Origin of the sequence: Bacillus sp. SIMBA_008 (assembly GCF_046535495.1) — a bacterium.
Classification (GTDB): Bacteria; Bacillota; Bacilli; order Bacillales; family Bacillaceae; genus Bacillus; species Bacillus subtilis.
Genome location: NZ_JAWRWL010000003.1, coordinates 253,421 through 268,679 on the forward strand (window position 1 = coordinate 253,421; position 15,259 = coordinate 268,679).

At 44.9% G+C, this 15,259-nt stretch carries 11 protein-coding genes; 2 read left to right on the top strand and 9 right to left on the bottom strand.

Translation table 11 applies throughout. The features are described 5' to 3' along the window. Positions 1-28: 28 nt before the first annotated feature. A complete protein-coding gene (gene pgoN / locus SB658_RS11945; RefSeq protein WP_029318405.1) occupies positions 29-859 on the bottom strand; it encodes a glyoxal/methylglyoxal reductase in 831 nt (276 codons plus the stop codon). A gap of 222 nt (positions 860-1,081) precedes the next feature. On the opposite strand from pgoN, the gene yvgO reads away from it, so the two are divergent. Next, positions 1,082-1,567 carry a stress response protein YvgO gene (gene yvgO / locus SB658_RS11950; RefSeq protein ID WP_014480858.1) on the top strand — a complete coding sequence of 162 codons (486 nt, stop codon included), beginning with the start codon at positions 1,082-1,084 and terminating at the stop codon, positions 1,565-1,567. Positions 1,568-1,610: 43 nt separating this feature from the next. On the opposite strand, the gene SB658_RS11955 is transcribed toward yvgO, so the two are convergent. The 4 genes from SB658_RS11955 to helD all read right to left on the bottom strand — a co-directional run bounded on the left by SB658_RS11955 (position 1,611) and on the right by helD (position 9,931). Continuing rightward, positions 1,611-3,623, bottom strand: a complete 2,013-nt coding sequence (locus SB658_RS11955; RefSeq protein WP_124059098.1) for a Na+/H+ antiporter — start codon at positions 3,621-3,623, stop codon at positions 1,611-1,613. Positions 3,624-3,877: 254 nt separating this feature from the next. Further along, positions 3,878-5,593, bottom strand: a complete 1,716-nt coding sequence (cysI, locus tag SB658_RS11960) for an assimilatory sulfite reductase (NADPH) hemoprotein subunit (RefSeq protein ID WP_017696388.1) — start codon at positions 5,591-5,593, stop codon at positions 3,878-3,880. Between the two features lie 25 nt (positions 5,594-5,618). Next, a complete protein-coding gene (locus SB658_RS11965) occupies positions 5,619-7,436 on the bottom strand; it encodes an assimilatory sulfite reductase (NADPH) flavoprotein subunit (RefSeq protein ID WP_101169600.1) in 1,818 nt (605 codons plus the stop codon). Positions 7,437-7,606: 170 nt separating this feature from the next. Further along, positions 7,607-9,931: a DNA helicase IV gene (gene helD / locus SB658_RS11970; RefSeq protein ID WP_129092698.1), complete on the bottom strand. Its 2,325-nt coding sequence runs from the start codon at positions 9,929-9,931 to the stop codon at positions 7,607-7,609. Positions 9,932-10,506: 575 nt separating this feature from the next. Between helD and SB658_RS11975 the strand changes: the two genes are divergently transcribed. Further along, complete coding sequence (locus SB658_RS11975; protein WP_144500529.1) at positions 10,507-10,941, top strand: hypothetical protein; 435 nt, start codon at positions 10,507-10,509, stop codon at positions 10,939-10,941. Positions 10,942-11,045: 104 nt separating this feature from the next. Here SB658_RS11975 and SB658_RS11980 read toward each other — a convergent pair whose 3' ends face one another. The 4 genes from SB658_RS11980 to SB658_RS11995 all read right to left on the bottom strand — a co-directional run bounded on the left by SB658_RS11980 (position 11,046) and on the right by SB658_RS11995 (position 15,161). Further along, on the bottom strand, positions 11,046-11,657 hold the full coding sequence (locus SB658_RS11980) for a trimeric intracellular cation channel family protein (protein WP_003228419.1): 612 nt from the start codon (positions 11,655-11,657) through the stop codon (positions 11,046-11,048). A 186-nt stretch (positions 11,658-11,843) separates the two neighbouring features. Continuing rightward, positions 11,844-12,260: a disulfide oxidoreductase gene (locus SB658_RS11985; RefSeq protein ID WP_124059102.1), complete on the bottom strand. Its 417-nt coding sequence runs from the start codon at positions 12,258-12,260 to the stop codon at positions 11,844-11,846. Between the two features lie 4 nt (positions 12,261-12,264). Further along, the gene (bdbD, locus tag SB658_RS11990; RefSeq protein WP_124059103.1) at positions 12,265-12,933 is read right to left on the bottom strand and encodes a disulfide bond formation protein BdbD; all 669 of its coding nucleotides are present in this window, start codon (positions 12,931-12,933) and stop codon (positions 12,265-12,267) included. 119 nt (positions 12,934-13,052) lie between these two features. Beyond that, entirely contained in the window at positions 13,053-15,161 is a 2,109-nt protein-coding gene (locus SB658_RS11995) for a heavy metal translocating P-type ATPase (protein WP_129092699.1), read from the bottom strand. Positions 15,162-15,259 lie beyond the last annotated feature (98 nt).

The window sequence follows — 15,259 nt, forward strand, 5'->3', positions numbered from 1 at the left end:
AAACTCCCCGTTACGGGGAGTTTTTTGATTAAAACAGAAGCTCATCAGGATTTGGGCCGACACGCTCATCTTTATTTAATGCGTCAATTTTGTCCATGTCTTCTTGAGACAATTCGAAATCAAAAATATCAGCGTTTTCGATGATACGGTGTTCTTTAATGGATTTTGGAATGGTTACAACCCCATGCTGCAGATCCCAGCGCAAAATCACTTGAGCCACAGATTTATTGTGTTTTTCAGCAATCTGTGTCAGTACTTCGTTATCCAAAAGCTGTCCCTGCATGAGCGGAGACCACGCTTCCAGCTGAATGCCTTGCGCTTTGCAGTAATCCCTTAATTCTTTTTGCGTCAAGCGAGGGTGAAACTCAACTTGGTTCACCATCGGTTTGATTTCAGCATCTTTCAACAGCTCTTCTAAATGATGAACTTGGAAGTTGCTGACGCCGATCGCGCGGATTTTGCCGTCTTTGTACAGCTTTTCAAGCGCGCGCCATGTATCTTTATATTTATCTTTGCCAGGCCAGTGGATCAAATATAAATCTAAGTAATCAAGCTGCAATCTTTCCAGACTCTTTTCAAAGGCAGCAAGCGTTGTTTCGTAGCCTTGATCTTCATTCCACACTTTTGATGTGATGAAGAGCTCTTCTCTTGCCACACCGGATTCTTTAATCCCGATGCCAACGCCTTCTTCATTTTTGTAGATCGCTGCTGTATCAATGCTGCGATAGCCATTTTTAATTGCCGCTTTCACTGATTCAGTCGCTTCATTACCATTTTCTACTTTAAAAACACCCAGACCGAACCAAGGCATTTCAACTCCGTTATGTAACTTTACAGTATCTTTTAAACTTGTTGGCACTTGAACATCCACCCTTTCACTGAAATGTAAGCGTCTATATTATCTCACATTCCTCTCAGCCGATACCAATAATACGCTTAAGACCCTCTTTTTGCTTCTTTTTTCACAACACAGGCAAATCCAAACACTATTTTTTTCCTATTTTAACAATATTGAGATTACAAATACATTGAGCAGGGTATGCGTTTAGTGTAACCAAATGAAAACAAAGGAGGAAACAACTTGAAACGTATTCGTATTCCAATGACACTTGCTCTTGGTGCCGCTTTGACAATTGCCCCTTTGTCCTTTGCTTCCGCTGAAGAAAATCCTGCTCCGAAGATGTCGCAGACAACTGCTGCTGGAACAACTGCCGCTGATGTAGGTTTAAACGTCAACCTGGATGTACTTGGAATTGCCAACCAGATCGCTGATGCCATCAAATCCGCACAGAACAGGGATGGCTTTGTGAAAAACCTCATGGAGTCTTCCTTCTACGCATCCGGCCAAAAATATAATGTCATGGTCTTTAATTTAAGCCAGGAATATGAAGATCATTTGAACGGTGTGCAATTTTACGGCTCAGCCGTTTACGACGGCATTACGTATGGCATTTGGGTATTTGAAGATGGAACCTTTACAAACAAAGGCGATGGCGGCTGGATCAACTGGGCCTTCAGAGGCTGGTTCGACCGGGATGGCAGCACTGTCGCATTTCATCGCCCTTAATATAGAAAAAGCTGGCGCTCTAACGCCAGCTTTTTTGCTGCATTTATTCGCCGCCTTCAAGCATGGCGGCTTCGACATCATTAATGTATTGGCGAAGCTCATGGGAAATGTCCCGGGAAATTTCCCTCTCTTCGAAGAGCGTTTGAATTTCATTTCTGATCGCCTGCACAGCCTTCAGCTTTACTTCCAGCTTCTGATTTTCAAAATGGGCGCTTGATTTCAGCTCATGATGGCTGTGCTCCAGCCTGAAAATTAACTGTTTATAGAACGAAATGACAGATAAAAATACTTCTTTATGTTCTTCCGTCTTATGTTTTTCCAGATATTCTATCGCTGCTTTTGCCGTTTTCACTCTTGTTGCCCGTATCAATCCCGCTTCATTTAAAATCGACATCTCCGGCTTTTTATGTTCACCGAAGAAAATCCAATACATCAGCCGCTTGAGCCTTGTTTTTGATAATCCGACTTTAAACGGGTTCGCATACAAAATTTCCAACTCGTTAAATCGTTCTTGCAGCACATTTGCTGTTTCTTCCGGGATGTCTCCCCGCTCCAGCATTTTCATCAGCGCCTCTTGCTCAGCCTTAACCCCCTGCGCACGGACTTTTCGCTCGTGCTTCTTAATGCGATTAGATGATGTATACTGCTGAAAACGAAGATTTTTCATTTTCTCATTGTATTCAGCTATCACCGCAAGAGAGGCCGTTTTGTTTGTCTCATTCATGTCCTCTTTAATCGTTTGAAGGGCTGTTTTGATCAACTTGCGTCTCGCCGTCAGCAGCTTCTTGTTTCGTTCCTCGTCCTCTTCTTCTTTTTCAGTCAGAATTGGCAGCACAACGGTGGCAATGACAAGAGTGCATAAAATGACGCCGGCTGCTAAAAAGAGAATCAGATTTCTTTCCGGAAACGGCGTGCCGTCCTCCAGGAAATACGGAATGGAAAAAGAACCTGCAAGCGTTACTGCTCCACGCACACCGGAAATCGAAATTAACAGCGTCGAACGAAGACCCGGTTTATAGATGTTCTGATCTTTATTAAAGAACCATTTGCCGTTCCAGAAGAACAGCACCCACAGGAATCTGAGGAGCATTAACGTAAATGTGATAACTAGGATATAGCCGATCACCTTCATGTTGCTGATGGCAGTGTCGTTAAAGATAACAGAAATAACATCAGGGATTTGCGTGCCGAGAATAACGAAGACCAGGCCGTTCAAAATAAATAAAATAATGTTCCACGTACTTGAGGAGACGATTTGCAGCTTGATCATCGTAGATTCCAGGCGATCCTGCTCAACCGCATGGGTAATACCGCCAGCCACAACAGCTAAAATGCCGGAAACGCCGATTTCTTCAGCTGCCAAATAAATCACAAACGGCGTCAGAATTTGAATCAGCATATGCATCGTGACATCCTGCATGCCAAGGCGGCGCAGAAATAGGCGAAAACGAATAATCAAAAATGAAATGACAACCCCGCACAGCAAGCCTCCGAGAGAAATAAAGACAAAGCTGACAGCCGCTTGTGCTAATGAAAATGCACCAGTCACTGCCGCTGCAATCGCAAACTTAAAGGCCACCAGACCTGATGCGTCATTCATCAGCCCCTCACCCTCCAGCAGGCGAAGAATCCCTTTTGGCATTTTCACTCTTCCTGATAATGCGCTGACAGCGACGACATCAGTCGGTGAAAGAATGGCCGCAAGTCCAAAGGCCGCTGCCAGCGGAATAGCAGGAATCATCCAGTGAATCGTGTAGCCGCCTACAATCACAGTCGCAAATACAAGGCCGAGTGCAAGCAATAAAATCGGAGCCCTTAAATTCCAAAGCTCTGCCCGCGGTGTCCTCTTTCCATCATTAAATAGCAGAGGCGCGATAAACAGAACAAAAAACAATTCGGTGTTTAATTCAAAATGAAGTCCCTGTGGAAATGAGGCGGCAAGAATCCCAAGAGCCACTTGAATCAGCGGCACCGGAATAAACGGAATAAACCGGTTCACGATATTAGAAATCGCAATAATCGTTAATAATACGAGCACAACTAAAAATATGTCCAAATGCATGACCTCCTTCGTCTGTTGTGTGTCGGCATGATGAGCCAAAAAATCTGTTTGTCTAAAAGCCCTTGAGCTAGGGTGGCCTTGCATCCGCTATGTGGTTTCGCAGGAGTTCTCTCCACACTTGTCTTCTTTTATAGTACCCTTTTTAGGGTATTTTTTCTCATGATATGCTCACAGTGAACTTTTTTGCAGAAGAGCAAATTATAGAAAAAAGAGACAGGAAGCTACTCCCTGTCTCTCGTCTTTCTTTCTCAATCATGAAAATTCGTACCGTCAGTTGTTGCTTTAATAATGCCCGCGCGAATGACAAAGTCACCGAAATGCTCGCCTTCCTCGCGTTCTTTCGCATAGCGGGAAAGAAGGATGCGCAGCTCGCTTAAAATGTCTGCTTCACCGATGTTTTCACGGTACATTTTGCTTAAACGGCTTCCGTCAAACGCAGCGCCAAGATACATATTATATTTGCCCGGCGCCTTTCCGATAAATCCGATCTCACCGAGTGCATGACGTGCACAGCCGTTCGGACAACCTGTCATGCGAATGGTGATTTCCTGATCACGAAGGCCGTTTTCGTCAATAATCTCTTCAATCTTATCTAACAGGGTCGGCAAATAACGTTCTGCTTCAGCCATTGCCAATCCGCAGGTCGGAAGAGCGACGCACGCCATCGAGCTGCGGCGAAGCGCTGAATAGTGCTTGCCGTCAGTTAGTCCGTATTGTTCAATTAAAGCACTGATTTCTTCTTTTTTATCGCTTGAAACGTTCGCAATCATTAAGTTCTGATTGGCTGTCAGCCGGAACTCGCCTGTATGAACTTTGGCAATTTCCCGCAAGCCTGTCATCAGCTTATAATCATCGTAATCCGTTATACGGCCGCCTTCGACAAACAGCGTGAAATGCCATTTATCCTCGATGCCTTCCACCCAGCCGTAGCGGTCGCCGTTATGATCGAAATGATAAGGCTTCGCTTCTTCCAGGCTCCAGCCGAGACGGTTTTCCAATTCTTCTTTTACGTTTTCTAAACCTAGGCGGTCAACTGTGTATTTGAACCGCGCATTTTTACGGACAGAACGGTTGCCGTAATCACGCTGAATCGTAATCGTTTTTTCAGCAACGTCATACATTTGATCGGGCCGGCAGAATCCGATGACCTTGGCTAATTGCGGATATGTCGCAGTATCGCCATGCGTCATTCCCATACCGCCGCCGATCGCCACGTTAAAACCGATCAGCTTGCCATCCTCGACAATCGCAATGAATCCGAGATCTTGTGAAAAGACGTCAATATCATTAGACGGCGGAACGGCAATACCGATTTTAAACTTCCGCGGCAGATAGAGCGGTCCGTACATTGGCTCGACTTCTTCCTCCGGCGTGCCGGCAACTCTTTCTTCATCAAGCCAAATTTCATGATATGCTCTCGTCCGCGGCAGCAGATCATCACTTAATTTTTTAGACCACTCGTATACCTCTGAGTGGATTTCAGATTGATAAGGGTTTGATGCACACATGACGTTACGGTTTACGTCTCCGCAGGCTGCGATCGTATCCAAAAGTGCTGAGTGGATCGTCTGAATGGTTTTCTTCATGTTCCATTTCAGAATCCCGTGCATTTGGAACGTTTCACGTGTCGTCAATTTTAATGTGCCGTTCCCGTATTTCTGGGACAGATCATCCATGACAAGCCATTGTTCAGGCGTTGAGACGCCCCCTGGCATACGCACGCGCAGCATGAACTGATATGCGGGCTCAAGCTTCTGCTTTTGGCGTTCATTTCGAAGATCTCGGTCATCCTGCAAATAACTGCCGTGGTGTTTCATCAGGCGGTTGTCATCATCCGGAATTCCGGCACTGATTCGATCGAGCATCACTTCTTTCAGCGTGCCGCGCAAATAATCACTTTCTTTTTTAATGCGTTCAACATCACTTGGAGAGCCGTCCGGTGCTTTTAAAATTTTGGTCACCATGTTGAAAAACTCCTTTCAAATCAAATCAGTATACATCACGCTGATAGCGTTTTTGCTGCTGCATATCGGCAAGATAAGCCTCCGCTTCTTCGCGGCTCATATTGCCTTCTTTTTCGATAATTTCAAGCAATGTGTGATGGACGTCATGCGCCATGTGCTTTTCATCTCCGCAAATGTAAACAGCCGCTCCTTCTTGAAGCCATTCAAACAATTCTGCGCTATGTTCGAGCATGCGGTGCTGCACATAAACTTTTTCTTCCGTATCACGTGAGAACGCCACATCCATTTTTGTCAGCACACCGTCTTTAAGCCAATTCTGCCACTCTGTCTGGTAAAGGAAATCCGTGACAAAGCGCTGATCGCCAAAGAACATCCATGCCTTTCCTTCCGCTCCCGTCTCCTCACGCTCCTGCATAAAGGAACGGAAAGGTGCGACGCCTGTCCCAGGGCCCACCATGATAATCGGTGTTTCAGGGTCTTTCGGAAGCTTAAAGTTTTGATTGTGCTGTACATAAACCGGCAGTGTGTCTCCCGGCTGCAGACGTTCCGCGCACAAAATCGAGCAGACGCCTTTTCGTTCACGGCCATGCGCATCGTAGCGGACTGCGCCGATTGTTAAATGCACTTCATCCGGATTTGCGGATAAACTGCTTGCAATCGAATAAAGGCGGGCAGGCATTTTTCTCAAAATCGAGACAAACTCCTGTGCAGATACACTAAATGGGCCATAGTCACGGACAAGATCAAGCAAATCGCGCCCTTCAATATAGGCTTTTACATTCTCCTCATTTCCCGGGGCTAAAAGCTCTCTAAGCTCATCGTTCCCTGTCAGCTGGGCTGCCTGTTCAAGAAGCGGTTTTGTGAGAACGGTAATCTCATAGTGAGAAATCAGCGCTTCTTTCAGCGGACGGACATCACCTTGCTTATTAAGCGTCACAATTTCTTCCGGGTCCCAATTCATTTCCTTAAGGAGCAGCTCGACAAGTTCCGGATCGTTTTCCGGATAGACGCCGAGGCTGTCACCAGGCTCGTAAGTCAGGCCAGATCCTTCAAGAGACAGCTCCACATGGCGTGTTTCTTTATTTGATCCTCTGCCGTTTAAATTTAAATTTTCTAATACTTCAGCCCGAAACGGGTTTGTTCTGGAATACGAAGACTCACCGGTTTGAGACGCAGCCGCCGGCGCAGGCGCGGCGCTTCCGCCCCCAGCTTCATTTAATCCCTTCAATACCCCCTCAAGCCATTCGGCTGCCGGTTCATCATAGTCAAGATCGCAATCAACGCGCGGAGAAATCCGTTTTCCGCCGAGTTCTTCTAAGCGCTGATCAAATTCTTTCCCTGTCTGGCAGAAAAATTCGTACGAACTGTCACCAAGCGCCAAAACGGAAAAGCGCAGATCTTCAAGCTTAGGCGCCCGTCTTCCGTGCAGAAATTCGTGAAACGACAGCGCGTTATCAGGCGGCTCACCTTCTCCATGCGTACTGACGACGATTAAAAGATTGTTTACTTTCTTCAGCTGATTCGGCTTAAAATCGCTCATGGATGAGACGGTCACTTGAAAACCGCTCTGTTCAAGCTGCTTGCCGGCATTTTCCGCAAGCCCCTGTGCGTTTCCCGTCTGTGAACCATAAAGAACGGTCACTTCTTTTGAAACGGCCGGTGCCGGTGCTTCCGCAGACACAGCTGCAGCCGGCGCACCCGCAGCTTCTTGGGCGGAAACAGATTGAGCGGATAAATATCCGCTCAGCCAGATTTTCTGGGATTCGGTCAAGGTTGGCAGAAGGCGGTTAAGGAGCTCTGCCTGCTCCTGATTAAACGGACTGTTCATTACCTGAAGTTGCAACGTATCCACCTCACAAAGTTATAAACTGATCGAAAATTGCATCTAATTGAACTTTACCGGAATACTAGGCTTAAGTAAAATATATTTACATGATGATAACTATTAAGAATCCTAATGATAAAACGGCTATGCTTCATGTAAATAGAAAAAAGAGAAGGACTCCCTTCTCTTCATTCAGCCATCTGATATAAGTGAGGCGGCACAGCGGTTACAAACGGACTGGCTTCACCTGTATAAAATACCGCCAGCATGTGCATCGCACGGGTGCACGCAGTATATAAAAGCCTGCGGTCGTGCTCTGTATGATAGTATTCTTCAGATGCATCATAGACAAGCACTGCGTCAAATTCAATTCCCTTCGCTAAATACACCGGAATCACGCAAACACCCTTTTGGAATGGTTGATTTTCTTTATGAATCAGGCGAACATCTGTATATTCACTCATGTGGGCGTGCGCCTGTATGCATTGCTGCGCAGTCTTGCAGATGACGGCTATTGTTTCGTGCCCTTTTTTCTTGAGCCGGCCAATTTCTTGCGCGAGCTTTTGGCAAAGGCTCTCATGTCCTTCAGTTTTGACAACGAGCGGCATTTCCCCGCTTCTATTAAACGGCTCAATATCCGCTCCATCTTGAAGCATCGCTTTGGTAAACTCGACAATCTGCCTTGTTGATCTGTATGTTCTCTTTAAACGAACATACTCAGCAGGCTCATCCTCAAAGCACGCATCCATACGCTGATCCCCGTGTATGGTATGCGCGTAGATGGACTGATTGATATCACCGAGCACTGTCATGCTGGCAGCCGGAAAAATGCTTCTCATGTAAACCATCTGAAACGGTGAATAGTCCTGGGCTTCGTCAATAAATAGATGTTTGATCTTCGTATTTTTCTTTCTGCCCTCAATCAGATCCTGCATATAAAGAAACGGTGCTGCGTCCTCATAGAGCAATTTATTATCCGTAAATGCCGAACGGGTCAGCTCACCTATCGCGTCCATCTTCTCATGCTGAAATTTTCCTCCCCAGCCAGAAAACAATTGCAAATAAAGCTGTGTAACATCAAGAAATGCAAGGAGTCTGACCGCCTGTTTGAGCGGTTTGAAAGCTTTTTTCACAATGATGGCGGCAAGCAGCTGCTGCTCTCTTTGATAATCGTTAAACGTACTCTCGCTGAACCGTTTCCTTTCCTGCAGTTTTTTGTACACGTCCAAGTAGTCCTCTTTGTCAAGCAGCTCAGCTTCATGAACAACCCAATCCTTTCGCCGTTCCTTTTTCTCAAGCTTGTTAAGCTCACTCAGCAGCCACTTCGCGGTTTGCTCCATCCGATTCGGAATGGAGTGATTTTGATCCAATGAGTAAAAATAGGATTGAATTTGCTCCTTTGTGATCAGCTTTTGTCCGCGGAATATAATATTTTTAAAAATCATCCCTTCAGAGGAAAGCCGTGTGACGTATTCATTAATGAATTGCTGAAAGGATAAACCCGCCTTCCATGTGATTCCCGCAAGCCTTGTTGGAAAATCGCCTTCCTTTGTTTCGGTCAGGCAATATTCGAGCTGATCAAAGGGGCTTTCACATTTGAACTTGCGGCCAAGACGATGCTCGATATATTCCTGAAACGTCGCCTGCTCCATATTCTCTTCTCCTAACTCCGGCAAAACAGAGGAGACATAGCTGTTAAATAAGAAGTTGGGAGAAAACAAAACGATTTGTCCGGCATCAATGACGCCGCGGTGCCTGTATAACAAATAAGCGACACGCTGAAGCGCAGCCGATGTTTTCCCGCTGCCAGCCGCTCCCTGCACGATCAGGACCTTGCTTTTTTCATTACGGATAATCTGATTTTGTTCTTTCTGAATCGTAGACACGATGTTTTTCATTTGGGTATCGGAGTGATGGCTTAATACCTCTTGCAGCATTTCATCGCCAATCGTCATATCGGTATTAAACATCGCCTTGAGAGTGCCGTTTTTGATCATAAACTGGCGTTTCAGCACCATTTCCCCTTCTATCGTTTCACCGGGCACCTCGTACTCCGCTTTTCCTGGGGAATAATTGTAGTACAAACTTGATATCGGCGCCCTCCAGTCATAAATCAGAAAGTGTTCCTCCTTCTCATCCAAACAGGAAGCTAAACCGATATAAATTCGCTCTGCCTGCTCCTCGCCGTTTTCAATAAAATCAATCCGGCCGAAATAAGGCGATTTTTTTAATCGATGAATTCGTTTGAGCTGCTGATCCATGCGCCGATGATTCTGTTCCCGATCAGACAGCAGCTCTGCCTGCTGCTTAATGCTTGCCATCGTTTCAATCGCTTCATGGGCATCATCAAAATTAACCTTAACATCCTCCCAAAAGCTTTTTCTTAATCCGATGATATCATGCTTCAACCCGCCCGCAGACGTTTCCAGAAACCGCTCTTTTTTTTCGAGCTCCTGCAGCACCTCATCTATTCTCGACTGCTCTTCCTTCCATTCCTTATCCTGCTGATTCATGAACGGCACCTCCAGAAAATAGTTGACAAACATAGATGAAACACTGTAAAATATAATTGGATACGTATATTAAATATATGATGAAAACTGGCAAATACAATTTATCTTAGCACATTCACCCAATACCAATCAAGGTTTGGGTTATTTATATGCAGAAAAAACCGATTTCAACTCGAAATCGGTTTTTTCTCTTATGATTTCACATTGATCACTGTTGGACGTGCTTTTCTTAGGCTGCGAATCTTCTCTTTCATCAGTATCGATTCCTTATTCCATTCAATCCTCGATATAATATATCTTTTTCATTTTAAAAACACCGCAGAGCTTTACCGTGTTTGTCTGTTCATCTAACGTGAAGAATGACTAAACTTGTTATTGTCATCTTCCATAAAGCGACTACATCCTTGCTATCGTATCTATAGTCGCAGTAAAATAGTCATTTTTCATCCAATTTCGACATATTTCAACAAATTAAAGTTTTTCATTTGGGAGAATAGGACGATGTTACATTATTTCTCTCGGTTTATGATATGAACATGAAGAAAGAACCAGAATTAGTTAGGAGGAAATACTCAGTGAAGAAAAAGCTATCTATGATGTTGCTGGCATTCGTCGTAGCCGTAACAAGTTTTACGGCTATTGACCTAGTAAACAACAAAGCGGAAGCTAAAGATTGGGTTAAAAAAGGTCAAATATGGAGTACTCATTACCATTCGGGCTCATTTAAAAACTATACTTACTCGCCAACTTTTCATATTTATTATCCAGGACAAGGAACTTGGGCCAACATGACAGCAAACGGATCAGGCAGCGGGAAAATTACAGCAACTCTGCAACAAAAGACAAATAAAGGCTGGAAAAATGTTAAAACTTTTTATGCAACGAAAAAAGGCTCTACAAATTTAAGTTACAAACAAGCTTCTAAAAGCTACAAAACAAAATACAGATTCAAATTCACTAACACAGGAACTAAAAAAACCATCAGCTATACCTTTTGGGCTACCTATTAATTTCAAATAGCTTTGTTCTGCGCGGTTTCGAAAAGGACTTTTTATTTGATCCCGGCAGGCTACCATAAAAGAAACCTCTCCGTCATGGAGAGGTTTCTTTTATTTTACTGACTATCTAAGCGAAAAGAACGGTTTGGCAGCTTCCAATTAAACATATAGGAACAAACCCGGCAAACAACGAGCACGAAAAACAGAACGTATAAGCCGAACGAGTTCCCCAGCCAGCCCAAGCCGACGATTAAACCGCCGAGAGCCGCCCAGACTGCATAAATTTCTGCCTTCAGCACAAGCGGTTTGCGCCCGGCAAGAAGGTCGCGGATGATTCCGCCCCCGCTTCCCGTCAGCACCGCAGCCACGATTACGGCACTAAGCGGATGGCCCATTTTGACGGCATACAGTGCGCCTTGGATAGCAAAGGCAGCGAGGCCGATCGCATCTGATAAATTGCCCCACTTATTCCAATGCTTCAGCAGCAGCTTCGGAAACAGAAACACAATTGTAATAGATAAAAGCGCGATTTGAAAGTACGCTCCCTGCTCCCATAGCGCTGACACCGGAACACCGATCAGCAAATTGCGGATCGCTCCTCCTCCAAAAGCGGTGACAATCCCTAATATATAAACTCCTAAAATATCATATTCCTCTTCCATCGCAACAATTGCGCCGCTGACTGCAAACGCAATGATGCCAATCACACTGAGCAGCTCCCAAGCCATTCTGATGACTCCCTTTTATGTTTGTTAAATTTTCTGACGACCTCTAGATTTTATAATCGCTCAAGCGTAAAATCAATAACATTTTTATGAGAAAAAAAGATAAATTTAGAGGGAATACGGCTATTGCTGATGGACATGAGTTTGCGAAATTAAAAAAGCGCCCGGCATACGCGGGCGCTTTTTTTGTTATTCAGATTTTTCGCCTTTCAGCAGGCACATAAAAACGATAATCAGGATAAAAGCAATCAGGGCCAGGAATGGAATCGTAATAAAACCAAACCAGTTAATATATTGGCCCGAGCACGGCACGCCGCTTACACACGGCTTAATGCCGCTAAAACCGGGCACTTTTTGCTCTAAGTAATGCATAGTCGAAATGAATGCCCCTATAATCGCCATCGGGAGCACATATTTTTTCACTCGTATGTCCCCTTGAAAGGTGGCGATGCCTAAAATCAGGACGAGTGGATACATGAGGATACGCTGGTACCAGCACAGTTCACATGGAATAAACTTTCTGATTTCACTGAAATACAGGCTGCCCAGCATAGCGATAAGAGCCACAACCCAGGAAGCATATAAAAATACGATTCTATTTTTCATATCGTTACTTCCCTTTCAGCTCTTTTTCTATTGTCTCTTTGATTTCATCATAATTCGCAAAATTTTTGATCACTTTATCATTGACGTAAATCGTCGGTGTTGCCTGTATGTTCATTTTTTGATTAAGGTCAGAATCCTTTTCCACTTGAGAAGCGAATGTTTCCTTATCAAGATTTTCCTTGAGTGTCTCAGGTTTTATCTTTGTGGTGTTTTTTGCAAGATCACCAAGGAGGCCTGGGGTTACCCATTCCTGTTCCGTATCCGGCTGTTTTTCGAACAGCTTTTCATGGAAATCCCAGAAAGAGTCAGGGTCTTCCTTCCATACTTCTTCAGATGCAAGAGCCGCTAATCTTGAACCTTTTCCATGGAACATGACGTTCACGAAAGAAAATTTCACATCGCCCTTATCAATAAAGTCTTTTTGTATTTTTGGAAAGATGTCACTGTTAAACACCTTGCAAGACGGACATTTGTAATCTCCGAATTCTACTACAGTTACCGGTGCATCGTCCTTGCCAAGCACAGGCTGCCCTTTGATAGACGGCTGTCCGGACACCGCATCATTGCCTTGTTCCGTTTTGTTATTAATGATGACAATGGCTGCTAGCAATACAACAACCACAACCGTAAGGATGACCGCGAATTTCGCAGAAGACTGCTGTTTCTTTTTCACTCCGACACCTCATCGTTTTAAAATTAAAAAAGAAGCGGATCGCAATTGATCCACTTCTTTATTTTAACAAGACAAGCGCCGATAAGAAAACCCCGAAAAAATGAATTCTCTCCGACAATTTATTTGTTTTTGAGACGCATGACGCGCATAGCGTTTGCCACAGCGAGCAGTGTAACACCGACATCTGAGAAAACCGCTTCCCACATGGTTGCAATTCCAAATGCTCCAAGAATGAGAAAGATCGCTTTCACACCTAAAGCAAAGCCGATGTTTTGCCACACGATTCGCCGTGTCCGTTTCGCAATCCGAATCGCTTCTGCTATTTTTGACGGCTGATCTGTCATCAGCACGATGTCTGCGGCTTCTACCGCGGCGTCTGAGCCAAGGCCTCCCATCGCAACCCCTATATCTGCGCGTGCAAGCACCGGCGTATCATTGATGCCGTCACCGACAAAAATGAGTTTTTCACTAGGCAAAAGCTTAGCTTCTAATGCTTCGACCTGCGCGACTTTATCCTGCGGCAGCAGCTCTGCATATACCTCACCAATCCCAAGCTGTTTTCCGACGGCTTCTCCCGTTTGTTTCGAATCACCCGTCAGCATAGCTGTCTGTTTGATCCCAAGCGACTTCAGATCAGCAACCGCCTGTGCTGCGTCTTCCTTTACTTCATCCGCTATGATGATTGCTCCGGCATAGCGTTGATCAACAGCAACGTGTACGATTGTTCCAGCATTTTCATCCGGGACATCCTCAATTTGTTCTCTTTCCATGAGCTTTTTATTCCCGGCAAGGATCTCAGTTCCATTTACCTTTGCAAAAATGCCGTGGCCGGGGATTTCTTCGTATGACTCTATCTCATCGGAGGAAAGCATTTTCCCGTAAGCTTTACGCACAGATTCAGCAATCGGATGCTGTGAATGAAGCTCAGCGTATGCCGCCGCTTCAAGTAATCTATCCTTTGTAAAACCTTCCGCAAGTTTGATTTCTGTCACTTCAAAGCTGCCTTTTGTTAGTGTTCCCGTTTTATCAAACACCGCGGATTTGACTTGATTCAAGGCTTCTAAATAATTGCTTCCCTTTACAAGCACTCCGGCCTTTGAGGCCGCTCCGATTCCGCCGAAGAAACCGAGCGGAATAGAGACAACAAGCGCACAAGGACAAGAAATCACTAAAAAGATAAGCGCGCGGTACACCCAATCGGAAAGCGCGGCGCCAGAAAGAACAAGCGGCGGAACAAAGGCCAGCAATACCGCAATGATCACAACAGCAGGTGTATAATACTTGGCAAACTTCGTGATAAAGTTTTCTGTCCGGGCTTTACGGCTGCTCGCATTCTGAACCAAGTCTAATATTTTTGATACTGCTGATTCCTGATAGCCCTTTGTGACTTCAATATGCAGAACGCCGTTTTGATTGATAAAGCCTGACATTACATCTTGTCCTTCCGCAGCTTTTCTCGGAACGGACTCACCTGTTAAAGCAGATGTATCAACCATCGCTGACCCTTGCACGACCTTACCGTCCAAGGGTATGCTTTCTCCCGGATTAACCACAATGATGTCTCCTGTCTGAACGTCCTCCGGGGAAACCTGTTCGATGCCGTTCTTTGTTTTGAGATTGGCGTAATCAGGCCGTATGTCCATTAACGCACTAATTGATTTTCTGGAACGGCTGACCGCGGCTCCTTGAAAAAGCTCACCGATTTGATAAAACAGCATAACGGCGACCCCCTCAGGGTATTGCTGAATCAGAAAAGCGCCGATTGTGGCAAGAGCCATTAAGAAATGCTCATCAAACACCTGACCGCGGATGATGTTTTTGACTGCGCGGATGACAATGTCACCGCCGATAATCAAATAAGCACCGAGGAAAAGGAAAAATTCAATGGTTCCCGAATGAACCAAATATGCCGCTGCGCCGAGAATGACAGCCGCCGCCATTCTGATCAGCATATTGACCATTCTATTACGATAGCCATCATCAGCTGATTTCTTTATATGCTTTTGGCGAACCGTTACATGCGGATCAATTGATTTCACTTTTTTCTCTACTTTATTCGTGACCCATTGCTCTTCTTTCCCATCGGCTGAGACAGTTAAGGTGCTTGCCGCAAAATTTACCGCGCATCCGTCAATGCCTTTTATGCCTTTGACTCCATTTTCGATTTTTCGGGCACAATTGCTGCAATCCAAACCGTCCAGAACGTATTCCTGTTTCACTAGTCTCACCTTACCTTCCGATTTAGGGTTCCCTCTTCAAAGCGTATCAATGAGTATTCTATTTACTTTACATATATGAGCATATACTCATATATAAGTTACACCTA

Bases quoted from the DNA above. Each gene is read 5' to 3' on its own strand.
- cysI (WP_017696388.1), bottom strand. From the start codon at position 5,593: ATGGTGACCAAAATTTTAAAAGCACCGGACGGCTCTCCAAGTGATGTT.
- helD (WP_129092698.1), bottom strand. From the start codon at position 9,931: ATGAATCAGCAGGATAAGGAATGGAAGGAAGAGCAGTCGAGAATAGAT.
- SB658_RS11980 (WP_003228419.1), bottom strand. From the start codon at position 11,657: ATGGCTTGGGAGCTGCTCAGTGTGATTGGCATCATTGCGTTTGCAGTC.
- SB658_RS11985 (WP_124059102.1), bottom strand. From the start codon at position 12,260: ATGAAAAATAGAATCGTATTTTTATATGCTTCCTGGGTTGTGGCTCTT.